Source organism: Bordetella genomosp. 5 (assembly GCF_002261315.1).
GTDB lineage: Bacteria > Pseudomonadota > Gammaproteobacteria > Burkholderiales > Burkholderiaceae_B > Bordetella.
Genome location: NZ_NEVP01000006.1, coordinates 254,151 through 276,125, shown reverse-complemented (window position 1 = coordinate 276,125; position 21,975 = coordinate 254,151). Strand labels below are relative to the sequence as shown.

Sequence of the window (21,975 nt, the reverse complement as noted above, 5' to 3'; positions counted from 1 at the left end):
GTGGCTCGTTACCCGAGCATACCAAGCCCGGCGCGGCTTACGTCACCGGGCCCGGGTTGAACAGCGCCAGCGCGTTGTGCAGCTTGAGCTTCTCGGCGCAGGTCTGGCGCTCGCCGCTCGCCACCGACAACAGCAAATGGAAGAGCTCCCAGCCCACGTCTTCGATGGTGGCCTCGCCGGTGGCGATGCGGCCGGCGTTCACGTCCATCAAGTCGTGCCAGCGGCGCGCGAGATCGCTGCGGGTGGCCACCTTCACGACGGGCACCTGCGCCAGGCCGTAAGGCGTGCCGCGGCCGGTCGTGAAGACGTGCAGGTTCATGCCGGCCGCCATCTGCAGCGTTCCGCAGATGAAATCGCTGGCCGGCGTGGCGCAGAACACCAGGCCGCGCGTGGTAAGGCGCTCGCCCGGCGACAGCACGGCCGAGATGGCCGACGAGCCGGACTTCACGATCGATCCCATCGCCTTCTCGACGATGTTGGACAGGCCGCCCTTTTTGTTGCCCGGCGAGGTGTTGGCGCTGCGATCGGCCATGCCACGCTCGAGGTATTTGTCGTACCAGTCCATCTCGCGGATGAGCGCCTGCGCCACCTCGGGCGTGGCCGCGCGCGCGGTGAGCTGATCGATGCCGTCGCGCACCTCGGTGTTCTCGGAGAACATGACGGTGCCGCCGGCGCGCACGATCAGGTCGGCCGCGAAGCCCACGGCCGGATTGGCGGTGAGGCCGGAGAACGCATCGCTTCCGCCGCACTGCACGCCCACCACGAGGTCCGACACCGGACAGGGCTCGCGGCGCCGCGCGTTCAGGCGCTGCAGATGTCGATCGGCGGTCTGCATGATGGCATCGATCATCGAACCGAAACCGACGTGCACATCGTCCTGCAGGCAGACCGTGTCGACCGGCTCCTGCCAGGGATTGGCATCCTGCTGGGCGATCGGAATGGTGCTCGGGCGGCCCGCCACCGGCATCAGGCGCTCGGGCTGCAGCTTCTCGCAGCCGAGGCTCACCATCATGGGCTCGCCGCCGAAGTTGGGATTGCGCGCGATGTTGCGCAGCGTGCGCACCGGCACCGCGGCGCCGGGCGCATCGATCGCCACGCCACAGCCGTAGGTGTGCTCGATGCCGACCACGTCGTCCACGTTGGGATAGCGCGGCAGCAGTTCGTCCTTGATGCGGCGCACGGCGTGCTCGACCACGCCCTGCACGCATTGCACGGTGGTGGAGATGGCAAGAATGTTGCGCGTGCCGACGGTGCCGTCGGCGTTGCGGTAGCCCATGAAGGTATAGCCTTCGAGCGGCGTCGTATCCGGCGCGGGGCGGTTGGCGATCGGCAGGTCGTCGAGCGTGCGGGCCGAGGGCATGGTCGTGACGCGCTCGTTGATCCAGCTGCCGCGCGCCAGCGGCTTGGCCGCATAGCCCACGGTCACGTTGTAGCGCACCACCGGCTCGCCCTCGGCGAGGTCCGTCAGCGCCACCTTGTGACCCTGCGGCACGCCTTCGACCAGCGTCAGACCACAGGGAAATACCGTACCGGCCGGCAGACCGCCGTCGTTGGCCACGATGGCGACGTTGTCGTTCGGGTGGACTTTGATATACAGGGGAGCAAGGCGGGGAGCATCAAGCTGGACTTCGGTAGCGGCGGGCATGGCGGGTGTCTCGATCGTGTCGTCTGTACGCGCGTGTCCCGGGGCCTGCCCCCGGGATCAGCACGGTAGCGCTCACAAGCCGGTGCGGCCGGACTTGTAATACAAGTGTCGAGTTTTTTTGCCTGCTTGTAAAGCCAGCAGTGCGGCGGGCCGGAGGGACGCCGCGGGCTCGCCGCAAGACGTGGTCTGGCGGCCACAGCGCCGGCCTGCCGCCTGCGCCTTCCGCTTGCGCGGCGCCGCGGCCTTTGCGCGCACGCGGTGATCCGCCCCCGGACCCGTCGCCGGCGCCGGCGCCCCGGCCGGACGAGACTACCGTTTAAACCTCGACAATCGCCAGAGCGTCAAGGCGCACTTTCCCCAAAGACGCGCAATACCAACGCGCGGCCCATCGAGCTGCGCAATATTTGCTCGCCAGTCCACGGCGCGAGGGCTAGCATGATGCCCTTCCCCCCCTCCCCACCTTCCCCAACCGGAGCGCTCGTTCCATGTCGACCCGCTTACAGATCGCGCATGCCGGCGCGGTATTTGCCGCAGACACCGCCGGAGAAGGCACCCCCGTCCTGTTCCTGCACGCGAACGTGTGCGATAACCGCATGTGGCGGGCGCAGGTCGAGGCCGTGGGCGAGGCTTTCCACGCCATCGCGTACGACCGGCGCGGCTTCGGGCAGACGCGTGCGGTGCCCGAAGACCATTCCAGTGTGTCTGACCTGTTCGCCGTGCTCGACGCCGTCGCGCCCGACCGCCAGGCGGTGCTCGTGGGGTGCTCCGCGGGCGGCCGCATCGCAATCGACGCCGCGCTGCGCCATCCCGAACGCGTGAGCGCGCTGGTGCTGGTTTCGCCGAGCGTGGCGGGTGCGCCGGCGCCGGCCTATCCGGCCGCCGCGCTGCCGCTGCTCGCCAATCTGCAGCAGGCCGAGGCCCGCGGTGACATCGACAAAATGAACGCGATCAAGGCGCGGCTGTGGCTCGACGGCCCGTTGCAGCCCGAAGGCCGCATCGGCGGCGCCACGCGCTCGCTGTTTCTCGACATGAACCAGCGCGTGTTGCTCGCGCCGCCGACCGGCACCGATCTCGACATGGACCGGGCCTGGCCCCGTCTCGCCGAGATCGGCGTACCCACGCTGCTGCTGTGGGGCGAGTACGACTTTCCGCACATCCAGGAGCGCTGCCGCCGCATGGTGCAGACCCTGCCGGCCGTACAGGGGCACGCCCTGCGCGGCGTGGCGCACCTGCCCAGCCTCGAGCAACCGGGCGAGGTCAACGCGCTGATTCTGGATTTTCTGTCGAGCGCGGGATAGACGCTCGCGCGCCCGGTGCCGCTGGCGTCGCGCCTGGTTGGCTCACGCCGCCCGTTCGGGCAGCAGGCGGTCCAGCCGCAGCCGATCGCGCGCGTCGGTCAGGCGCCGCATCGCCAGCCAGGCCGCGCCCATCGCCGCCAGCCCGCTCGCCCCGCACAGCAGGAACATCAGCAGGATCTGGTATTTGGCCGCTTCGACCGGATCCATGCCCGCGATGATCTGGCCCGTCATGATGCCCGGCAAGGTGATGATCCCCGCGGCCGCCATCTGGTTCACGCTGGGAACGATGCCGCGCCGCACCGAGGCACGCACCAGCGGCGCGAACGCCTGCCGTGCCGACGCGCCGAGCGCGAGCTGCGCCTCGATCGCGCCGCGCTCGCGCCGAATGCCGGAGAGCATGCCGTCGAGCGCCAGGCTCGCCGCGTTGAGCACACTGCCCAACACGATGCCAACCAGGGCGATGGTGTAGCGCGGGTCGTACCAGGGATCCGGCCGCAGCGTAGTGTGCAGAATGAACATCGCGGTCAGCAAGGTGGTGCACGCCACCGTGACCGCCCCGACCCAGCCATTGCCCCGGCCGCGCAGACGCTCGGCCGGCCGTGCCGCCACCTCGCGCGCGGCGAGGCCCATCATGATTACGAGCACCAGCGCCGTAAGCCACGGCGTGCCGTGGGCGAACACCACCCGCAGAATGTGTCCGACCAGCAGCAGCTGAACGACCGTGCGCACCGCCGCCCACAGCACTTGCCGCTCCAGCCCCATGCGCAAGGCCAGCGAGATCAGCGCCGAGACCACGACGAGGCTGGCCGCGAGCACCAGATCGCCCGCGCTCAGTTCAATCACGCCCATGACGCGCTCCCTGGGTTGCGGCTGGGTTCTCCGCGAGGCTCGCGGCGGGAATCGCCGCAGGATCTGCCGCGCGCGTTTGACGTGCGCCGTGCGCATCGGCCGGCACGCTCAGGCGGCCGGCCTCCATATGAAAGCACCGCAGCGCGAGCCGCCGCGCCTGTTCGTCGTTGTGCGTGACGAGCACGAGACCCGCGCCGCGCGCGAGCTCCGCGTGCAGCACCGCCTCGACGCGCGCGATCGATTGCGCATCGAGCGCGGCCGTGGGCTCGTCGAGCAGCAACACGGCCGGTTCGAGCAGCAGCGCGCGGGCCAGACCCAGACGCTGGCGCTCGCCGGTGGAGCATTCGTGTACCTGCGCATCGAGCTTGGCCGCGTCCAGCCCCAGCCGATCCAGCATCGAAGCGGCAGCGGCGCGATTGGCGAAATGGGCCCCGACCTGTTCGTGCCACCATCCCGCCTCGGCCTGGCAATACACCACCTGCCGCCGCCACGCGGGCGCGCGCATGGCCGAACGGGCGCGCCCGTCGAGCCAGACCTCACCCTCGCCCGGATCGAGATCGGCGATCTGCCGCAACAACACCGACTTGCCGGCGCCCGACGGACCGAGAATGGCGACACACTCGCCGGATGCGAGATCGAACGACACCGGCGCGAGCCGCTCGCAGCTCAGCCCGCGCACGGATAACAAGGTGGCGGCAGGCGATCCTGCGGCGGGCGATCCCGCGGCTGGCCGGCCCGCGGCGGGCGCGCTAGACAATGACACTGGATCTGGCATGGCGAGAGTATCGCTCACCACCCATAGAATCGCGGCCAGATTTCGACGGTGCTTTCGTCCACCGCCGCATACTCGGGAAACTGTGCGCCCGTGGCGCATGCGTGATTCGGCAGCAGGCGCAGCCGCATGCCCACCGGGAAGCGTTCGGTGACATCGCCCGGCGCGGCGCCGTCGACCGGCGCGATGATGCCGTGCTCCTGATTGGCCTGCGTCATGAGCCAGCCCGCCAACGGCTCGCCGTCGAGCGTGCACGGCAGGCCATAGCCGAAGTCCTGGCCCTGCCTGGACGTGCCCCGGTCGCGGCTCATGGCCATCCAGCCCGCGTCGACCACGATCCAGCCCTTGTCGGGCTGATGACCGATCACGGTGGTCAGCACGCTCAGCGCGACATCGCTCTGGCGGCAAACGCCGACGTTATGCATGACCAGGTCGAAGAACGCGTAGACGCCGGCCCGCACCTCCGTCACGCCGTCGAGCGCGCGCGCCGCCAGCGCGGTCGGCGTGGAGCCGACGCTGACGTTCGGGCAGGCGATGCCGGCCTCGCGCAGACGAGCGGCGGCGCGCACGCAACCGGCGCGCTCCACCTCGGCCAACGCCGCGAGCGCGTCGGGCGTGTTCAGCTCGTAGCTGCTGCCGGCGTGGGTCAGCACGCCGTCCACCAGTCCGGCGGCGTCCAGCACGCGCGCCACGTCGAGCAACTCGGGTTGTTCGGGCGTGATGCCGGAGCGATGGCCGTCGGTGTCGATCTCGATCCACGTCGGCAGCGCGAGACCCGACTCGCGGCACGCGGCCACGATCGCCTCTGCGCCCGCGACGTTGTCGACGATGATCTTGAGATCGCAGCCGGCGCGCTTGAGCGCCAGCGCGCGCGGCAGCTTGGACGGCGCCATGCTGACCGCATAAAGAATGTCGGTGATGCCGGCCGCATGGAACTGCTCGGCCTCTTTCAAAGTGGACACCGTGATGCCGCGCGCGCCGGCGGCGATCTGCGCCTGCACGACCTCGAGGCATTTGGTGGTTTTCACGTGCGGACGCAGGGCGACGCCCAGCGCGTTCATGTGATCCTGCATGCGCGCGATGTTGGCGGCGAGGCGCGCGCGATCGACGACCGCGGCGGGGGTGTCGAGGTCGGCGTAGAGGTCTTGCGCGATGGCGTTCATGGGCATATCCGGTCGGGCGGCCGCCCGACGGGGCGGCACTGCATGAGCCGTATTCTACGAACGCCGGACGCCCTGCTCGTGTCGGTCGGGCTAATCGTTAGATGTAGCCAGACTGAATCTTGGTCGCGCCGGCAGACTGGCGCGGACCCGCCGCAAGCTCACGCTGCCGAAGCCGCTGCTGCTGCCTTTTCCGGCCCCCTATGCATGCCCCGAGGCGGGCGGCTCAAGCCGCTCTGCCCGCCCGCGCATCTTATTCACGCCGCCGGCCGGCGGGCGACCCACTCCGCCAGACCGATGCCGCCGAGCCGCGCCGGGCCGGTCGGCACGAGCGATTCCTGCTCGACCACGCCGCCGAAATAGCGCGCCTGCGGATCGCGCTCCACCCGGCGGCCATCGCCCGCCAGCGCCAGGTAGCGGGCCACGATCTCGTCGAACGGCGCGCGCTCCGGACCCGCGATTTCCGTGGTGCCCAGCAAGGGCGCACCCTGCGCCACCTCGGCCACGGCCGCCGCGACATCCTGCGCCGCCACCGGCTGGAACAAGCCGCCCGCCAGCCTCACCACGCCGTCGGACGTCGTGGCGTCCGCGATGCCGCCCAGAAACTCGAGGAACTGCGTGGCGCGAACGATGCTGTACGGGATCGGGCCGGCCTTGATCAGGGCCTCCTGCGCGACCTTGGCCGCAAAGTAGCCGTTGCCCGGCATGCGGTCGGTGCCCACGATGGACAGGATCACGTGATGTCCCACGCCCGCCCGCGCCTCGGCCGCCAGCAGGTTGTGCGTGGACGTCTCGAAGAAGGCCTTGACCGCCTGCGGCTCGAACGACGGCGAGTTCGACACGTCGATCACCACATCCGCCCCGGCCAGCGCGGCGTCCAGCCCTTCGCCTGTGAGCGTGTTCACGCCCGTGTTGGGCGAGGCCGGCACCGCCTCATGGCCGGCTGCCGTCAGCAGCGCCACCACCTTGGAACCGATCAAGCCGGTGCCCCCGATCACAACCACTTTCTTTGCTTGCATGATGTTCTCTCCGGACCTGACCGCGAGCCTGGCGGCCGTGTTGTGTATGAGGGCCTGTGCTGCGCCCGTTGGCTGCCCTGGTCTGCGTGCTCATCACGTCTGTCAGGGCATGGGCGTACTGTAGAGGCCGCATGTCCTGCCAGCCAGAGCCAAGAAATGCACAATCACCTGGGACATGATGGCGGCGCCCCGCGGCGGACGCGGATCCTTCGTATACAGTGCAGCATCCCTGCTCTCGCCCCGCCCGATGCCCGCCGCTCCCTACCTCGTCACTCCAAAACGCCGTCTTGCCGATCCGGCGCGTCTGGCCGCGCTGGCCGACTGGCTGGGCGCGCCGCTGCCACCCGGATACGCAGAACACGTCACCGAACTCGGCGCGGGCCTGTACGACGGACGGCTGATCGTGTGGCTGCCCGACGAGATCATGGCGGCCACCGCCGATGAGCAGGCGTTCGTGCGCGAGTGGTTCGATGAGCTGTGGGAGGAAGAGGACGACCTGAGGCTGGACGAGGCGGCGCGCGCCGTGCCGTTCGGCCAGACCATCGACGGCGATAAGGTGTTCTACAGCCCGGCGCGCGCGGCGCTGTTCGTGCTGCCGCGCCACGACGACCGGGCCTATTGGATGCCGCGAGGCTTCGCAGATCCGCTCGACTGGGGCCCGCACGCGCCCCCGCCGCCCTCGCCCGCGTGGCGCAGCTTCGATTCGGGCCTGGACCGCGTCACGCTCGAGCTCTTTACCGCGCAATCCCTCGCGCTGGCCGACGTGATCGCCTGCGTGGAGCGCCAAGCGCCGGCCGCGCACCGGCAGGACGCTGCCTGGGGCGCCGTGCTGTACGTGCCCGCCCTGCACGGCCGCGTGCAGCTCACCCAGGCGCCGGGCGACACGCGGGTACGCGTGCGGATCGATCACGACGTGGCGCTGGAAGCCCTCGCCCGCGCGCTGCAGGCGGATCTGGAGGCCATGGGCTTTTTCAGCGTCGGCACGGCGCGATGATCGCGCACAACTCCACTTCGGCCCAGCAGCCACCCGGTAGGCTCGTGACGCCCACGGCACTGCGCGCCGGTCGGGCCAGATCCGGGAACGCCAGTTCGATCACCTGCGACGCGCCGTCGAGCACCGCGCTGTGCGCCTCGAAATCGGGATCGCACGCCACATAGCCGCGCAACTGCGTGATGGCCCGCACGCGTCCCAGATCACCTTCGCAGGCGGACGCCAGCGCGGCCAGGCCGGCCAGCGCCGCGCGGCCGCAGGCAGACTGGGCCGGCTTCAAGGCATCGCCCGCACGCGAGCGCCCCTGCACGGGCCGGCCCGCGTCGCGGCTGGCCTGGCCGCTGATCGACACGAATACGGCGTCCGCCAACGCATAGGCATGGAACGGCGCGTACCTGCCGCGCGGCGTGGGCGGCGCCGGCAGCGCCAGGCCCGCCGCGGCCAGCCGCGCCTCGATGGCGGCATGCGGCGTCAGGCCATCCATTGCGTCTCCCCGCTCAGCCAGCATCCGGGCGCATCGGCGCGGCGGCGCAGATGGATGGCGGACGGCGAGCCCATCGCTCTGCCCTGGTACACCGTGCAGATCGCGCCGGCGGGAATATCGCCCACGCTGTCCAAGTAGCCCCACAGCGCGGCGGCAGCGATGCCGGTGGCGGCGTCTTCGGGATAGCCGGAGGCCTTGGGAAACTGCCGCGCGAAGACGCCATCCGCGGACACGGCGTACGGATACAGGCCGGTGGAGCCGATGCGCTCGCACAGCGCCCGCATCGCACCGAAATCGGGCGTCAATGCGTCCAGCGCCTCGGCATCCGGCATGCGCAACAGCGTTTTGACCCGGCTGGTGCTGGCGTTGACGGCCGCGTGTGCCGCGTCGATGCCCAATACCTGCGCGATCGCTTCGCAGTGGGCCTGCGGCAGCGGCGCGAGCGAGACGGCGGGCTGCGAGATCCAGGCCCCGCCGCGCGCCTCGTCCCATTCCGCGTCGACACTGCCGCTCAGCGTCTGCACCCGCGTGCGCTGCGTGGTCCAGCGGCCCCACTGGCGCAGGGCCCACAGACTGCCCACCGTGGCGTGGCCGCACATTTCCATCTCGTGGCCCGGCACGAAAAAGCGCAGCCGGCACAGCGTGTCGGGCGCGTCGGGCGGCAGGACGAAGGCCGACTCGTGGCCGTGCTGCGCGGCCAGCGCCTGCATGGCCGCGTCGCTCATACCGCGTGCGTCCAGCACGAGCGGAACGGGATTGCCGCCGGCCCGCGCGGCGGACGTGTCGACGAACACGCGCAACAGCGCGGCCGCGCCCGCCGGGGGAGGCGCGGGCGGGTTCGTGTAGTACTCAGTCAAATTGGACTCCGTTTTGCTTGATGAGCGTGCCCCAGAAGGCGAGGTCTTTGGTGACGCTGTCCGTGAGTGCGGCCGCCGTGTCGGGCCGCACATCGACGCCCTTGGCGGCCAGGTCGGCCGCCACGGCCGGATCCCGCAGCGCGGCGTTGAGCGCGCCGTTCATGCGCGTCACGATGTCGGCCGGCGTGCCTTTCGGGAACGCGAGGCCGTACCACAGCAACTGCGTGTAGGCAGGCATGCCCTGCGCGGCGAAGGTGGGCACGCCCGGCAGAATCGGCGTGGGCGCCGTGGTGGCCACCGCCACCAGCTTGCCGCTCTGCACGAAGGGCGCGAGCCCGACGGGGTTGTCGAACATGATGTCCACCTGCCCGCCGATCAGATCGGTATAGGCAGGCGCCGCGCCCCGGTAAGGGATGTGGGTGATATCGAGCTTTTCGTCTTTCTTGAGCAGATCGCCCAGCAGGTGCGACAGCGTGCCCGCACCGACCGATGCATAGGAGCCCTGGCCGCGCGCCTTCAGGGCCTGGACCAGCGCGGGCAGCGTGGTCGCCTTCAACGCGGGATTCGCGGCCAGCACATAGGGCGACGTGCCGATGAAGCCGGCGTAGGCGAAATCCTGGTCCGGGCGATACGCCAGGTTCTTGTACAGATTGGCCGCCAGCGCCGTGGTGCTGGTGGTCACGGCGAGCGCCGTGTAGCCGTCGGGCTTGGCGCGGGCGGCCTGCCCGGAGCCCACCGTGCCCCCCGCGCCGCCCGCGTTCTGAATGACGACGGTCTGGCCCAGTTGCTTGCTGAGCGCGGGTTGCAGCGTTCGAACGACCAGATCCGTGCCGCCCCCGGCCGGGAACGGCACGATCAGCGTGACGGGCCGGTCCGGCCAGGCGGCTTGGGCAGAGCTCAGCGCGGGTATCGCGGACAGCATCAGGCCGTGGAGCAGAGTGAGTGAAAGCGTGCGCATCATGCACATCCCCTTGTCGTGGTTTAGTGCGGCCTATCGTAAGGACGGTAGCCAGCGCGAGCGATCCCGCCCGCGACACGGCGCGATCCAAAACACGACAGGGGCCGGGCGCCGGGGGCCGCGGCTTCGTAACCGGTATCGCCCGCCATTGCGCAAACGCGTGCGCCCGCCGATACTGACTCCACCCTCACCCGCCACCGACCGGGCCGGCGCCGTTGCGCCGCACCCCTGCACTACCGCCATGACGCGCCGCGCTCCGCTCTCTTCCAAGCTGGATCTGATCGCCCAAACGGGCTTCGCGCTCGCCGCGAGCCGGCAGCCGCGCTACACGTTTCATTGGCACGAACACGATTGCGCCATGCTGCTGTGGCCGCGCGCGGGCGTCCTCGACACCGCCTGGCAGGATGCAGGCGCCGCGCGCCGGCGCGGCCGGCTGGTGCGGGGTCAGGCGCTGCTGCTGCCCTCGCATTGCGAGCACAGCACGCGCGCGCAGAGCGTGACGCAACAACATGGCGAGCTCTATCTCGCCCCCGAACTGCTGCGCGCCTGCGGGGCGCGCGGCATTCTTCAGCTCGACGGCGCCGCCCAGGCCATGCTCGATGCCTTGTGGGAGCCCGCCCTCTCGCCCCGCGCCGTGCCGTCCCTGGTCGCCGCGCTGCTCGCGCAGCTCGACAGCAGCCGCACGGCCACGCTCGTGCAAACGGGCCCCGACAATCCCGCACTGCGCTGGGCCGCCAGCCTGCGCCGGCAGCTCCAGGAAGGCATCCCGCCGTCCACGGTGGCCGACGCGGCGAACGCGCTGGGCCTGTCGCCGCGCACCTTGCAGCGCGCCTGCCTCGATGTGTATGGGGTCTCGCCGGTCACGCTGCGGCGCATGCTGGTGGCACAGGCCGCGCGCGAGCGGCTGGCGCTGGGCGAAAGCCTGGCCCGCGTGAGCAACGAGCTCGGCTTCTCGAGCAGCGGACACCTCGGCCGCCTGCTGCGCGCGGTCGACGCGACGACCGCGTTGCCCGCCGCGCTCGATACGGATGCGGACGAATGAAGCTCAGGCCTGCGGCGTCAGGTTCGCCAGCGGCACCCAGCCCGCGTCGGGCAGGGTCTCGCGTTCGCACCACGCCCAGCCATTGAGCTCGCGCCGCGCGAGCAGCGCTTCGCCCGGATCGACGTCGAGCTCGCGCGCGCTGTAGGCCTCGACCGCCCGCGCGCTGCCATCGGGCATGTGCTCGATGAGTTGCGCCGGCACCCATCCGCCGTCATGGCCGGCCACCGAGCAGAAATACCAGTCGTCCCACCCCTCCGGGCCCGCATAGCGTTCGCCGACCACGAGCGGCGTGTGGCGCTCGAAGCGGATCGGATCGGGATACTCGCTGCGATGCGCGGTGTGGACGCGGTACTTCAAGGTGGACTCCGGTGATCAGGGTTGGAAGATATCTTCGATGCGCAGCGCGAACACGCGTGCGATCACGAACGCGAGCGGCAGGCTGGGATCGTAGCGGCCATTCTCGATGGCATTGACCGTCTGGCGCGAGACGGCGAGCGCCTCGGCCAGCTGGGCCTGGCTCCAGCCGCGCTCGAGCCGCAATTGCTTGATGCTGTTGTTCATCGGTAGCGGCGCTGCGCGATCACGAGCCCTACCGCCCACAGCGTGGCCATGATGGGCCACACCGCGAAGGCGCGCAGCTGCGGCAGCCCCGCCCCCTCGGCAAAGCCCCAGCCGAACGTGATCAGCGCGGTGCCCAGAAACGAGATCGCGATGGCATCGAGCTGGATGCGGCGCTGCAGCTCGTCCATCTGCCAGAGCGCCCGCATGATGGACCATGCGGCCGCGAGCGCGCCCAGCATCGGCAGCAGATTGATCGCAATCTTGAGACCGCCTGCGGGATCGAGCGCCGCTTCGATCAGATTGGCCCCGACCAGCAACACGGCGTAGAGCACGAGGGCGGCGCAGAGTTCGACGGCGTAACGCTTTTGTTTGAACACGAGAAACTTCCGTTGTGATGATGTAAAGCAAGTTTGACATCGACCGACGTGCGGTGTCAAGCTTGCTTTACACGATCCGGAAGGTCGGGGCGCGCGCCTCAGTTGCCCTGCGCGCCCTGTTTCAGCTGCTGCGTGGCGCGCTCCGCGTTGCCGGGCGCGTCGCGGGCATCGCCTCGCGCCTCGGCATGCTGCCCCGGCGCGAGGGTGCTGGTCCCGTCGTATCCGCCTTGCGCACGTTCGCCGATGGCGTTCGAGCCAAACCATTGAGACAGCGCCAACACCACCGTCACGACAATGAGCAGGATCAGCAATGGCCGCATGAGTACCTCGCGTGGATGAAAGCGCGCCTGGCACCAATGGCGAGGCTGGCGCGGGACGCCCGGGGAGCAGCGCGCAGCGGCGGGCGGGCTTCGGTACCGAGCACGAAGCGTTCCCGGCGGGTCAACGTGCGTGCGCCGACGGATCCGTGACTGCCCAGGGGGCAGCGCCCGACAGTGCGCATGCTCCGGCGCACGCAGCGTGCTGCCACGCCAGGCCCATGGCTGCGCCCTCGGCTGCCCATGCGCCGACATGGCGCCGCCGTCGCCCTGGGCCTACCCCGCCTCCGGCGTGCGCGCCAGACGCCAGGGCGCTCCGCCCTTGAAGCCGGCCTGCAGATGCGCCATGAAGTCGCGCGTCCGGCGTGGCAGCCCGGCGCGATCGTGGGTGAGCGCCACGACGTTGGCGTCGGGCGCCTTCCAGCCGGGCAGCAGCCGCACCAGCCGGCCCGCGCGCAGATCGTCGGCCACGTCCCATTCCGAGCGCAGGATCACGCCCCGGCCCTCCACCGCCCACTGCCGGATCACATCGCCGTCGTTGCACGACAGCGGCGCGGGCACGCGCACGCTGCGGGTGGTGCGGCCCTTGGCGAAGCTCCACAGCGACACGTCTTCGTTATTCTCGCGCAGCACGATGCACGGCATGCCGGCCAGATCCTCGGGCGTTTGCGGCGTGCCGAAGCGGCGCAGCACGGCGGGCGCGGCCACCAGCAGCCGGGCGTTGGGCGCGATCGCATGGCCGATCAGATTGGAGGCCGGCAGCGCGCCGATGTGGACGATCACGTCGTGGCGCTCGGCGGCGACCGCGAGCGGTTCGTCGGACAGCGTGAGCGCCACCTCGATGCGCGGATTCAGGCGCTGAAAGTCCGCGGCGAGCGGCGCCACGTACCGCCGGCCGAAGCCCAGCGGCGCGCACACGCTCAGCCGGCCGAGCAGCCCGGCCTGACTGGCCTGCACCTCCTGCATCAATTCGTCGAGCTGATGCACCAGCGCCTCGCCGCGCCGGCACAGCAGCGCGCCCTCGTCGGTGAAGCGCAGCCGCCGTGCGCTGCGGTCGACCAGCCGCGCGCCCACCCGCGCCTCGAGCTGCTGCAGACGCTGCGACACGGCCGAGGGCGTGACGCCGAGCGCACGAGCGGCGGCCAGCAGGCTGCCGCCCGCCTGGATCGTGAGCAAAAAGCGAATGTCGGAGGTGTCGGTCACGAAGCCGCCCTGAATGCTGGATGCAGTAAAACTGAATGGTAGCGGGCCAGCGGCGGGCCCGACAAGGCGGTGCGGACGAGCGGATGGCAAGGCATAGGCGCGCCCGCCAAAGCGCGGGCGACGCGCCGGATCGGCGCGGGGCCACCTGTGACAGGCCCCGCATCCCGGCGCCACCAAACAAAAACCCCCGGCGTCCGGACAGGCCGGAACGGCGGGGGTCATTGGCACGACGCGCGCACGGGCCGCGCGGGCCGTGCGATCAGCCCATGTTGGCGATCTTGACGTCCGGGTCCACGTCGGCCTCGTAGTCCACGCCGTCGATGCCGAAGCCGAACAAGCGCAGGAACTCGGCCTTGTAGCCGGCGAAGTCCGTCAGCTGGTAGATGTTGTCGTCCTGCACCTGGTTCCACAGGGCGGTCACGGTGCCCTGCACCTCGGGCTCGAGTTCCTTGAGGTCGGCGCGCAGGCGGCCCACCTCGTCCTGGATCGGCTTATCGGTGTACAGGCCCTGGCGGAACAGCGTGTCGAGCTGCTCGATGCAGCCTTCGTGCGTGCCCTTCTCTTTCATGACCTTGAACAGCAGAGACAGGTACAGCGGCATCACGGGGATGGCCGAGCTGGCCTGCGTGACCACGGCCTTGAGCACGGCCACGCGGGCGTCGCCACCGGTCGCGGCCAGCTTGGCGCGGATGCCCAGCACCTTGTCGTCGAGATCCTTCTTGGCGGCGCCGATGGTGCCGTTCCAGTAGATGTCTTGCGTGATGGTGTCGCCGAGATACGTGAACGCCGTGGTCTTGGCGCCGGGGGCCAGCACGCCGGCCTCGGACAGCGCGTCGATCCACATTTGCCAGTCTTCGCCACCCATCACCGCCACGGTGTTGTCGATCTCTTCTTGAGTGGCCGGCGGCAGCACGGTTTCCTTGATGATTTCCTTGTCGGTATCGAGGCCGCGCATCTTCAACTCTTTGCCGATCGGCTTGAGCGTGGAGTTGAAGACTTCACCCGTCTTGGGGTGCTTGCGGCGCGGCGACGCGAGGCTGTAGACGACCAGATCGACCTGACCCAGGTCGGCCTTGATCGCGTCGATCGTGCGGGCCTTGATCTCGTCGGAGAAGGCGTCGCCGTTGATGCTCTTGGCGTACAGGCCGGCGGCCTCGGCCTGCTCGTGAAACGCGGCACTGTTGTACCAGCCGGCGGTGCCCGCCTTGCCGGCCTCGCCTTCGCGCTCGAAAAACACGCCGAGCGTGGCGGCGCCGCTGCCGAAGGCCGCCGTGATGCGCGCGGCCAGGCCATAACCGGTGGACGCCCCGATCACCAGCACCTTCTTGGGACCATTGGCGATCGGACCCTGGGCCTTCACGTACTCGATCTGTTCGCGCACATTGGCGGCACAGCCGGTCGGGTGGGTCGTCACACAAATAAAGCCGCGCACGCGGGGTTTGATGATCATGGCGTCGTCTCGAATTCGGAATAGGATTGCCCCGCGGCTGCCCTCGGGCGCGGCGGATGGCGGAGTGCGGGGATTGTATAGGATGTGGCGGCGGGGACGCCCCCCGGAGGCCCGCCGCCGGCCCGCGTCGGGCCGCCCGTTGCGCGCCGTCGAGCGCGAGTAAAGCGCCGCCGGCCTCAGCCGTTGGCGTTGCCCGCCTTCCCCTGCAGCGCCAGCGCCTGGCGGCGGAAGCGCCCGGCGGCGAGGTGATAGAACGCGTGCGGCGAAAACTGCCGCGACACCACCGACGCCGTCAGGGATGCCACCAGCAGCCAGAACAGCATGGGTTGGCTGCCCGTCATTTCCATGACGACCACGCTGGCGGTCAGCGGCGCCTGCGTGGCCGCCGCCAGAAACGCCGCCATCGACAACAGGACCAGAACCCGCGGATCCACCGCGGCGCCGGTCAGCTGCCACAGGTGCTCGCCGATGCCCGCGCCCGCGGTCAGCGCCGGCGTGAAGATGCCGCCCGGAATGCCGGCCCAGTACGACGCCACGGTCGCTGCGATCTTGGCCAGGCCGAAGCCCGTGGGCGCCGGGTGCTCGCCGGAGAGCTGACCGGCCGCGACCGAATAGCCGGTGCCGTAGACGGCGCCCTGCGTGAGCAACCCGATCAGCGCCACCACCAGTCCCAGCCCGAAGGCCGTCAGAATGGGATGGGCGACGATGCGGTCACGCCAGCGCAGCGGCGCGATGCCGGCGGCGCCCTTGCCCAGCAGCCAGGCGAACAGACCGCCGAGCGCGCCGTTGACGATGCCCGCGGCCAGCACCCACACCAGCATCTGCTCGGTGAAGGCCTTGCCCTCGAACACGCCGAAGTATGGGTTGTTGCCCGCGATGGCCACCACCAGAAACCCCGAGGCCAGCACGCCGATCAGGACGAGCCGCTGCCAGCGCAGCACCGTGCCCCGGCCCAGCTCTTCGATGGCGAAGATCACACCGGCCAGCGGCGCGTTGAAGGCAGCGGCGAGGCCTCCGGCGGCCCCGGCGGCGATGAGTTCGTTGGCATGAAAGCCGCGCAGCTTCACGCCCTGACGCTTCCAGAACTCGCCCCATGCCAGCATGACGGCCGCCCCGACTTGCACCGACGGCCCTTCGCGCCCGATCGATGCGCCGGCGAGCATGCCGCCGAACGCGAGCGGGATTTTCCAGAGCGTCTGGCGCAGCGACACCAGGCTGGTCTGGCCGGGCCCGGGCGGCAGCGACAGACCCGCGATGACCTGCGGAATGCCGCTGCCCGCCGCATTGGGCGCGAAGCGCAGCGTCAGCCAGCGCAGACCCGCCAGCGAAAACGGCAACACGATCAAAGCCGCCCAGCCGGCGCGCTCCACCCAGCGTGCGTTCCACTCGAGCGCCAGATCGGCCAGCCACGCGAAGCCCAGCGACACGATCGCAACGAGCGCCGCGCCGCCCAGCAGCACCACCATCTGCACGCTCTTGCGCGACAGGCGGCTGAGATGGCGTGCCTTGCGGCGCGCCAGCAGGCGCAAGTGGGTCAGCAGACGGATGAGCGGGCTGCGCGGCGACATGGGAATGGGAATGAGGAGACTGCTCGAAAAAGTACCATGGACCGACTGACATTCCGCTCAAAGCGGCCTGCGCCCTCTCGCCTCCGCGCCGCCTGATACGATTCAGGCTATCGCCGCCGTTGCACCGCCATAGCGCCTACATGAACTCGATCTTCAACGTCTATCTCCTGCCTCTCGTGGCGTTCGCGCTGCTGGGCGTGATCTGGCGCATGCGCAGCGCGGCGCGCGCGGCCCAGGCCAACGCGCCTGGCGGACCGGCCGTCAAGGGCAATGTCGTGCCCGACACGCCGGCCCTCGCGCTGCGCGACATCCTGATGGGCGGCACCCTCTATCTGGTGCTGGGACCGCTCGCGGCGCTGGCCACGCTGGCGCTGGGCGCGTCCATCAGCAACCTCAACGCCGACGCGTTCACGCGCATCCTGGTGGCGGGCGTCCAGACGGCGTATCTGTTCGGCGGGATGCCGGCCCTGTGCACGGGGCTCCTGGCCGGCGCGTTGCGCACGTCGCGCTGGTCCTGGGGCCGCTTCGGTCTCACCGCGACCGCCGGCATGGTGGGCACGATGACGCTGTATCTAGGCAACTTTCACGACCGCTGGCCGGGCGATCCGATCGGCCCCGCGTTCCTGCTGGTCGGTCTGCCCGCACTGCTGGGCACGGCGATCATGACGGCGGTGTTCTACAGCCGGCCGTGGCGCATGCGCCGGCGCGGCTGAGCGAGAGGCGCGGGGGCACGTGCTTGACGGGCTCGGCTGAGTGGCGGGCGCCGCGGCACGTGCGTGACGGGCGCGGTGGCACATGCGGGACGGGCTCGGCCGCGCGCGGGTGTCCCAGCCGCCCGCTGCGGGCCGCCTGGCCGCGCCGCGTCATACACCCAGGTTATTGCGGCCTGCGCACCGTGTCGCCCTTGTCGACCTGCCGCGCGCGCTCTTCGTAGCCGCGATCACGCAAGGTGAGCATGCTGCCGGTGGCGGTCAGCACGGCGCCGGCGGACTTGGCGCAGCCCATTTCGCCCGGCTGCGCGCACCACGCATAAGCACCCTGGTTCGTCTTGCCGCTCGTCGGTTCACCATACTTGGCCACGGCCGCGTCGCGCACCGACTGATTCACCTCGGGGCTCTCGCCCTTGCGCTCGTAGGTGATCTGCGTGACGGCCGTCGGACGGTCCGGGTCGGGCGGCGTGCGCGACACCGACGAGACGCGCAGCGTCTCGGTGCGGCTCGCATAGCTGAACGACATCGGCATGCCGGCGCCGGCTGCGCCCTTATCGGCGGCCAATTTGTCCGGCCGGATCTGATCGGCCTCGACCTTGAAGTAGGCGGCCGCGGCGCGAATCGCTTCGCGGTGACTCATGCCCAGCTTGACGCCGCCGATGGCGACATCCGAAACATCCACCGGCTTGCCCGCGGCCACGACGCTTCCCATGACGGTGGCCGCCGCCAGGCCGGCCGCCCACGTCCGCACCCGGCGCGCACGCCTGCCGGACCCGCGCCGGTGGCCGCCTGTGGCCATGCCCTGCCCCGCGTGGCCCTGAGCCGCGTAGCCCTGAGCCGCGTCGCCCTGCCCCGCACCGTCCCGCCCCGCGCTCATCCGTGTGCTCGTCCTCAGCCGCATTGCCATCCTCCCGTGTGAACCTCATCGCGTTCGCGCCGGGCCCGGCAAGGCGGCGGCGCGTCGTCCGGCCTGAACCAGGCCGTACCGCGGGCCAGCATGTTCCGTGCCGGACGGTGCCCGTGCCCCGCTCGCCCACCTGGCCCGGGCATGAATCCGCGCCGCCAAAGCGAAGGGCCATCCCTCAAGATGGCCCTTCGTAAGAGACGCGAACACAGGCCGCGCAAAACCGGCCGCGCGCCGATCAGCGCACGGAACGGTAGGTGTCGCGCCGCGTCGGATGCGTCAGCACCAGCTGCCACAGCTGGCCTTCGCGCGACCGGAAGAAGCCGGCGCAGCACAGCAGGTAATACTTCCACATGCGGTAGAAGCGCTCGTCGTAGCGCTTGCCGAGCTCGGGCCAGGCGGCGTCGAACTTTTGCCACCACGCCATCAAGGTCCGGTCGTAGTCCTGGCCGAAGTTGTGCCAGTCTTCGATGATAAAGCGGCCTTCGATGGGTTGCGCAATCTGCTCGGGCGACGGCAGCTTGCCGTTCGGGAACACGTATTTGTCGATCCAGGGATCGGTGGCGGTGCTGGTGGTGGCCAGCCCGATGCTGTGCAGCAGAAACATGCCCTCGGGCTTGAGCAGGCGCTTCACCGTATCAAAGTAGGTGATGTAGTTTTTGGGGCCGACGTGTTCGAACATGCCCACTGACACGATCTTGTCGAACGTGCCTTGCAGGTCGCGGTAATCCTGCAGCAACAGTTGCACCGGCAACCCCTGCACGCGCTGCTGCGCCAGCGCGAGCTGCTCTTTCGAGACCGTGACGCCCGTGACGTGCACGCCGTAGCGCTCGGCGGCGAACTTGGCCAGGCCGCCCCAGCCGCAACCGATGTCGAGCAGGGTCTCGCCTTCTTTGAGCTGGAGCTTGCGGCAGATGAGATCGAGCTTGTCGATCTGCGCCTGTTCGAGGGAGTCGGCCGTGGCCCAATAGCCGCACGAATAAATCATGCGCGAATCGAGCATGGCTTCGAAGACGTCGTTGCCCGCGTCGTAGTGGCGCTCGCCGACTTCGAACGCGCGGCCTTTGGACTGCAGATTGAAGAGTTTGTGCCGCAGGCCTTCGGCCATCAGGCGCAGCTTGGAGAGGCCCACCGCCGCATCTTCGAGATGCGCGCTCATGAGCTTGGTGAACAACTCATCGAGCTGGTCGCATTCCCACTCGCCATCCATGTACGACTCGCCGAATCCCAGCGACCAGCTGGAAAACACGCGGCTATAAACATGCGGGTCGCGAATGCGGATGTCCCAGGGGCGATTGCCGTTGATCCGCACATCAGCCAGTGCAAGCAGATCGACCAGGACTTCCGGCGGTGCGTTGTTCTGCGCGGCCGGCGGTTGGGGTTGCGGGGGCAGATCCAGAAAATCTTCTCTTTGCTGCATACAGACTCCATCATTTGCACGCGATGCCTGGGGCATCATGACTCACGGCGGATAACTATTGCTTGAAAGAGTGCTGACTCTCCAATGAATTGAATCGATCATGTCGATAGCACCGGGCAATCTTAGCGCAAGCTCACGGGCCGTGGCACACCCGGCAGACACCTGCCCTGAAAGCTGATCAAAACCGTTGCGCGCGCGCAGAATCCGGCGCAAAACCGGACGCCCGCCCCCTTGCTGTAGCCCAGGCCGTCGTGCCGTCGCGGGCCGAGCCGGCCGTGCTGGTGGCCGCGCTGGAGGCCGCGTCGGGGGCCTAGCCGGCGGCCGCGCCGACGGCCGTGTCCATGGCCTCGTCCCCCGGCGCCAGGACCACCCGGAACGCCGCGCCGGCGCCCGGTTCGGACCGCAGGCTCACGCGCCAGCCCTGGTGCTCGCAGATGCGGGCCACGAGAGACAGGCCCAGCCCCAGGTTGTAGCTGTCGCCACCCCGTTCGCCGCCGCGCTCCGTGCCCCGCTCGGCGCCCCGCTCGGCGCCCCGCTCGGCGCCCCGCACGAACGGCGCGAACACGCTGGCCTGGCGGTCGGCCGCGATGCCCGGTCCGTCGTCGCTCACTTCGACCTCGGGCGGTCCGCCGGACGCCGCACCGCGCACGGCCAGCGTCACCGTGGCGCCGGGCCCGGCGTATTGCAGCGCGTTCTGGATCAGGTTGCCCAGCACCGCCCTGAGCAGCGGCACGGGGTAGTACGGCGTGAGCGGGCCGTCGGTGACCAGCCGCAGCGTCATGCCGCGGCGCTCCGCCAGCGGGCCATAGACCGCGGCCTGATCGCGCGCCACCACCTGTGCGCTGGCCTGCTCGAAAGAGTTCTGCGCGCTATCGCGGCCGCGGGCCAGCATCAGGTAGACGTCGAGCCGTTGACGCATGTCGGCGGCCGCGCGTTCGATGCGCGCCAGCGCGGTCAGATCGGCGTGACCGAGCGCGGGATCGTCGCGCAGCAGCTCGCAGGAGCTGGTGATCGCCATCAACGGCGTGCGCAGCTCATGGCCCACATCCGCCGTGAAGAGGCGTTCGCGCTCGAGCGCCTGCTCGAGCTGGTTGTAGGTTGCGTCGAACGCGGCGGCGAGCGCGCCGATTTCGTTGGCGGGGTAGTCCTGCGCAAGCCGGGTGCGCGGCGGCTGGCCGGGACGGCCCTGCACCTGGCGCGCGAGGCGCGCGAGCGGCGCGACCACCCGGCGGATCATGAGCGCGCCCAGGCCGAACGCCACCAGCAGGCCGCCGGCCATCCCGCCCACCGCCAGCCAGTGCGAACCGCGTTGGCTGCGCTCGTAGTCGGTGTAGTCGCGCAGCAGCATGTAGCGATCGCCGTCCTTGTCGTCGACCATCGCGTGCCAGACGCGGCCGTCATGGTTGACCTTGTGGAAGCCGGGCGGCAGCTCGCGCAGCCAGGCCGGGAACGCCTCGCTGCCCGCGACGCCATGAAAGAAGCGGTTGGGCCGGCCCGGGTCCTGGCCAGCGAGGTATTCGGTACGCACGCGCTGCACCGCCATGCCCATGTCGATGCGCTGCAGATGCGCTTCGAGCCCGGTGACCGTGAAGATCGACACGGCCGTGAGCAGCCCGCCCACCAGCAACGCCAGCAGCACATAGGTCAGCACCAGGTTGCGCGCGAGACCGCGCCGCAGGCTAGAGAGCGGCATCGCGCAGCTGGTATCCGATGCCGCGCACCGTGTGCACCAGCGGCACCGCCTCGTCCTTGTCGACGGCGTGCCGGATCTGGTGGATGTGCGTGCGCAGGCTGTCGCTGTCGGGCGGCGAGTCGCGCCACAGCGCCTCTTCGAGACGGGTGCGATGCACGACCGCGGGGCTCGCCTGCATCAGCATCGTGAGGATGCGCAGCGGCGCGGGCGCCAGCCGGATGCGCCGCCCGTTGCGCGAGACCTCGAGCGTGGCGGTATCGCAGCGCAGGTCGGCCACTTGCAGCACGGTGGCCGCGACGCGGCCCTGGCTGCGCTGCAGGAGCGCGTGAATGCGGGCGGCCAGCTCGGCCAGGGCATAGGGCTTGACGAGGTAATCGTCGGCGCCGGCATCGAAGCCTTCGAGGCGGTGATCCAGCGTGTCGCGGGCCGTGACCATGATCACCGGCGTCGCGCAGCGTGCCTCGTTGCGCAGGCGCCGGCACAGGTCGTAGCCATCCATGCGCGGCAGCATCAGGTCCAGCACGATGAGATCGAACTCGCCCGTGGCGGCAAGCGCGTAGCCCTGGCGGCCGTCTTCGGCGCAATCCACGATATAGCCGCGCCGGCCCAGAAAGGCCGCCACGTTGGACAGGATGGAGGGATCGTCTTCGATGACCAGGATGCGCATGCGGACAACGCCGCCCACGGACGGCAAAGA

General features: G+C 70.0%; 23 protein-coding genes. 4 read left to right on the top strand and 19 right to left on the bottom strand.

Annotated elements, in window-relative coordinates:
* Window positions 1–37 precede the first annotated feature (37 nt).
* Window positions 38–1,645, bottom strand: coding sequence for a galactarate dehydratase (gene garD, locus CAL25_RS10110; protein WP_094799835.1), 1,608 nt, complete (start codon window positions 1,643–1,645; stop codon window positions 38–40).
* A gap of 485 nt (window positions 1,646–2,130) precedes the next feature.
* On the opposite strand from garD, the gene CAL25_RS10105 reads away from it, so the two are divergent.
* Complete coding sequence (locus CAL25_RS10105) at window positions 2,131–2,943, top strand: alpha/beta fold hydrolase (RefSeq protein ID WP_094799834.1); 813 nt, start codon at window positions 2,131–2,133, stop codon at window positions 2,941–2,943.
* A gap of 42 nt (window positions 2,944–2,985) precedes the next feature.
* Here the strand turns inward: CAL25_RS10105 and CAL25_RS10100 are convergent, their stop codons facing one another.
* From CAL25_RS10100 to CAL25_RS10085, 4 genes are all read right to left on the bottom strand, one after another.
* Window positions 2,986–3,792 carry an ABC transporter permease gene (locus CAL25_RS10100; RefSeq protein ID WP_094799833.1) on the bottom strand — a complete coding sequence of 269 codons (807 nt, stop codon included), beginning with the start codon at window positions 3,790–3,792 and terminating at the stop codon, window positions 2,986–2,988.
* Window positions 3,779–4,471 carry an ABC transporter ATP-binding protein gene (locus CAL25_RS10095; protein ID WP_349290548.1) on the bottom strand — a complete coding sequence of 231 codons (693 nt, stop codon included), beginning with the start codon at window positions 4,469–4,471 and terminating at the stop codon, window positions 3,779–3,781. The genes CAL25_RS10100 and CAL25_RS10095 overlap by 14 nt, the downstream gene beginning before the upstream one ends.
* A 110-nt stretch (window positions 4,472–4,581) precedes the next feature.
* On the bottom strand, window positions 4,582–5,727 hold the full coding sequence (locus CAL25_RS10090; RefSeq protein ID WP_094799832.1) for a DSD1 family PLP-dependent enzyme: 1,146 nt from the start codon (window positions 5,725–5,727) through the stop codon (window positions 4,582–4,584).
* A 254-nt stretch (window positions 5,728–5,981) separates the two neighbouring features.
* Window positions 5,982–6,743 (bottom strand): SDR family oxidoreductase, encoded by a 762-nt coding sequence (locus CAL25_RS10085; protein ID WP_094799831.1) that lies wholly within the window; start codon window positions 6,741–6,743, stop codon window positions 5,982–5,984.
* Between the two features lie 247 nt (window positions 6,744–6,990).
* Between CAL25_RS10085 and CAL25_RS10080 the strand changes: the two genes are divergently transcribed.
* Complete coding sequence (locus tag CAL25_RS10080) at window positions 6,991–7,737, top strand: hypothetical protein (RefSeq protein ID WP_094799830.1); 747 nt, start codon at window positions 6,991–6,993, stop codon at window positions 7,735–7,737.
* Here CAL25_RS10080 and CAL25_RS10075 read toward each other — a convergent pair.
* The 3 genes from CAL25_RS10075 to CAL25_RS10065 are packed head-to-tail and all read right to left on the bottom strand — an operon-like array spanning window position 7,715 to window position 10,036.
* Complete coding sequence (locus CAL25_RS10075; protein WP_094799829.1) at window positions 7,715–8,218, bottom strand: RidA family protein; 504 nt, start codon at window positions 8,216–8,218, stop codon at window positions 7,715–7,717. The two genes, CAL25_RS10080 and CAL25_RS10075, sit on opposite strands and share 23 nt — an antisense overlap.
* Window positions 8,206–9,075, bottom strand: coding sequence for a PhzF family phenazine biosynthesis protein (locus tag CAL25_RS10070; RefSeq protein ID WP_249279015.1), 870 nt, complete (start codon window positions 9,073–9,075; stop codon window positions 8,206–8,208). The genes CAL25_RS10075 and CAL25_RS10070 overlap by 13 nt, the downstream gene beginning before the upstream one ends.
* Window positions 9,068–10,036: a Bug family tripartite tricarboxylate transporter substrate binding protein gene (locus CAL25_RS10065; RefSeq protein ID WP_249279014.1), complete on the bottom strand. Its 969-nt coding sequence runs from the start codon at window positions 10,034–10,036 to the stop codon at window positions 9,068–9,070. Before CAL25_RS10065 ends, CAL25_RS10070 begins: the two co-directional genes overlap by 8 nt.
* A gap of 238 nt (window positions 10,037–10,274) precedes the next feature.
* On the opposite strand from CAL25_RS10065, the gene CAL25_RS10060 reads away from it, so the two are divergent.
* On the top strand, window positions 10,275–11,075 hold the full coding sequence (locus tag CAL25_RS10060; RefSeq protein ID WP_094799827.1) for a helix-turn-helix transcriptional regulator: 801 nt from the start codon (window positions 10,275–10,277) through the stop codon (window positions 11,073–11,075).
* A gap of 3 nt (window positions 11,076–11,078) precedes the next feature.
* Here the strand turns inward: CAL25_RS10060 and CAL25_RS10055 are convergent, their stop codons facing one another.
* The 7 genes from CAL25_RS10055 to CAL25_RS10025 form a co-directional block, all read right to left on the bottom strand.
* Window positions 11,079–11,432, bottom strand: coding sequence for an SH3 domain-containing protein (locus CAL25_RS10055; RefSeq protein ID WP_094799826.1), 354 nt, complete (start codon window positions 11,430–11,432; stop codon window positions 11,079–11,081).
* A gap of 15 nt (window positions 11,433–11,447) precedes the next feature.
* A complete protein-coding gene (locus tag CAL25_RS10050) occupies window positions 11,448–11,636 on the bottom strand; it encodes a helix-turn-helix transcriptional regulator (RefSeq protein WP_094799825.1) in 189 nt (62 codons plus the stop codon).
* Entirely contained in the window at window positions 11,633–12,013 is a 381-nt protein-coding gene (locus CAL25_RS10045) for a hypothetical protein (RefSeq protein WP_094799824.1), read from the bottom strand. The genes CAL25_RS10050 and CAL25_RS10045 overlap by 4 nt, the downstream gene beginning before the upstream one ends.
* A gap of 98 nt (window positions 12,014–12,111) precedes the next feature.
* Entirely contained in the window at window positions 12,112–12,333 is a 222-nt protein-coding gene (locus CAL25_RS10040) for a hypothetical protein (protein ID WP_141217911.1), read from the bottom strand.
* Window positions 12,334–12,606: 273 nt separating this feature from the next.
* On the bottom strand, window positions 12,607–13,533 hold the full coding sequence (locus CAL25_RS10035; protein ID WP_094799822.1) for a LysR family transcriptional regulator: 927 nt from the start codon (window positions 13,531–13,533) through the stop codon (window positions 12,607–12,609).
* Window positions 13,534–13,792: 259 nt separating this feature from the next.
* Entirely contained in the window at window positions 13,793–14,983 is a 1,191-nt protein-coding gene (fabV, locus tag CAL25_RS10030; RefSeq protein WP_094799821.1) for an enoyl-ACP reductase FabV, read from the bottom strand.
* Between the two features lie 176 nt (window positions 14,984–15,159).
* On the bottom strand, window positions 15,160–16,551 hold the full coding sequence (locus CAL25_RS10025; RefSeq protein WP_094799820.1) for a chloride channel protein: 1,392 nt from the start codon (window positions 16,549–16,551) through the stop codon (window positions 15,160–15,162).
* A gap of 140 nt (window positions 16,552–16,691) precedes the next feature.
* Between CAL25_RS10025 and CAL25_RS10020 the strand changes: the two genes are divergently transcribed.
* Complete coding sequence (locus CAL25_RS10020; protein ID WP_094799819.1) at window positions 16,692–17,264, top strand: hypothetical protein; 573 nt, start codon at window positions 16,692–16,694, stop codon at window positions 17,262–17,264.
* A gap of 163 nt (window positions 17,265–17,427) precedes the next feature.
* Here the strand turns inward: CAL25_RS10020 and CAL25_RS10015 are convergent, their stop codons facing one another.
* The 4 genes from CAL25_RS10015 to CAL25_RS10000 all read right to left on the bottom strand — a co-directional run bounded on the left by CAL25_RS10015 (window position 17,428) and on the right by CAL25_RS10000 (window position 21,945).
* Complete coding sequence (locus CAL25_RS10015) at window positions 17,428–18,138, bottom strand: hypothetical protein (RefSeq protein ID WP_141217910.1); 711 nt, start codon at window positions 18,136–18,138, stop codon at window positions 17,428–17,430.
* 265 nt (window positions 18,139–18,403) lie between these two features.
* Window positions 18,404–19,585, bottom strand: coding sequence for a cyclopropane fatty acyl phospholipid synthase (gene cfa, locus CAL25_RS10010; protein ID WP_094799817.1), 1,182 nt, complete (start codon window positions 19,583–19,585; stop codon window positions 18,404–18,406).
* Window positions 19,586–19,895: 310 nt separating this feature from the next.
* Complete coding sequence (locus CAL25_RS10005) at window positions 19,896–21,278, bottom strand: sensor histidine kinase (RefSeq protein ID WP_094799816.1); 1,383 nt, start codon at window positions 21,276–21,278, stop codon at window positions 19,896–19,898.
* The gene (locus CAL25_RS10000) at window positions 21,265–21,945 is read right to left on the bottom strand and encodes a response regulator transcription factor (RefSeq protein WP_094799815.1); all 681 of its coding nucleotides are present in this window, start codon (window positions 21,943–21,945) and stop codon (window positions 21,265–21,267) included. The genes CAL25_RS10005 and CAL25_RS10000 overlap by 14 nt, the downstream gene beginning before the upstream one ends.
* Between the last annotated feature and the right edge of the window lie 30 nt (window positions 21,946–21,975).

Bases quoted from the DNA above. Each gene is read 5' to 3' on its own strand.
- garD (WP_094799835.1), bottom strand. From the start codon at position 1,645: ATGCCCGCCGCTACCGAAGTCCAGCTTGATGCTCCCCGCCTTGCTCCC.
- CAL25_RS10105 (WP_094799834.1), top strand. From the start codon at position 2,131: ATGTCGACCCGCTTACAGATCGCGCATGCCGGCGCGGTATTTGCCGCA.
- CAL25_RS10100 (WP_094799833.1), bottom strand. From the start codon at position 3,792: ATGGGCGTGATTGAACTGAGCGCGGGCGATCTGGTGCTCGCGGCCAGC.
- CAL25_RS10090 (WP_094799832.1), bottom strand. From the start codon at position 5,727: ATGAACGCCATCGCGCAAGACCTCTACGCCGACCTCGACACCCCCGCC.
- CAL25_RS10085 (WP_094799831.1), bottom strand. From the start codon at position 6,743: ATGCAAGCAAAGAAAGTGGTTGTGATCGGGGGCACCGGCTTGATCGGT.
- CAL25_RS10080 (WP_094799830.1), top strand. From the start codon at position 6,991: ATGCCCGCCGCTCCCTACCTCGTCACTCCAAAACGCCGTCTTGCCGAT.
- CAL25_RS10075 (WP_094799829.1), bottom strand. From the start codon at position 8,218: ATGGATGGCCTGACGCCGCATGCCGCCATCGAGGCGCGGCTGGCCGCG.
- CAL25_RS10065 (WP_249279014.1), bottom strand. From the start codon at position 10,036: ATGATGCGCACGCTTTCACTCACTCTGCTCCACGGCCTGATGCTGTCC.
- CAL25_RS10060 (WP_094799827.1), top strand. From the start codon at position 10,275: ATGACGCGCCGCGCTCCGCTCTCTTCCAAGCTGGATCTGATCGCCCAA.
- CAL25_RS10050 (WP_094799825.1), bottom strand. From the start codon at position 11,636: ATGAACAACAGCATCAAGCAATTGCGGCTCGAGCGCGGCTGGAGCCAG.
- CAL25_RS10040 (WP_141217911.1), bottom strand. From the start codon at position 12,333: ATGCGGCCATTGCTGATCCTGCTCATTGTCGTGACGGTGGTGTTGGCG.
- fabV (WP_094799821.1), bottom strand. From the start codon at position 14,983: ATGATCATCAAACCCCGCGTGCGCGGCTTTATTTGTGTGACGACCCAC.
- CAL25_RS10025 (WP_094799820.1), bottom strand. From the start codon at position 16,551: ATGTCGCCGCGCAGCCCGCTCATCCGTCTGCTGACCCACTTGCGCCTG.
- CAL25_RS10020 (WP_094799819.1), top strand. From the start codon at position 16,692: ATGAACTCGATCTTCAACGTCTATCTCCTGCCTCTCGTGGCGTTCGCG.
- CAL25_RS10015 (WP_141217910.1), bottom strand. From the start codon at position 18,138: ATGAGCGCGGGGCGGGACGGTGCGGGGCAGGGCGACGCGGCTCAGGGC.
- cfa (WP_094799817.1), bottom strand. From the start codon at position 19,585: ATGCAGCAAAGAGAAGATTTTCTGGATCTGCCCCCGCAACCCCAACCG.
- CAL25_RS10005 (WP_094799816.1), bottom strand. From the start codon at position 21,278: ATGCCGCTCTCTAGCCTGCGGCGCGGTCTCGCGCGCAACCTGGTGCTG.
- CAL25_RS10000 (WP_094799815.1), bottom strand. From the start codon at position 21,945: ATGCGCATCCTGGTCATCGAAGACGATCCCTCCATCCTGTCCAACGTG.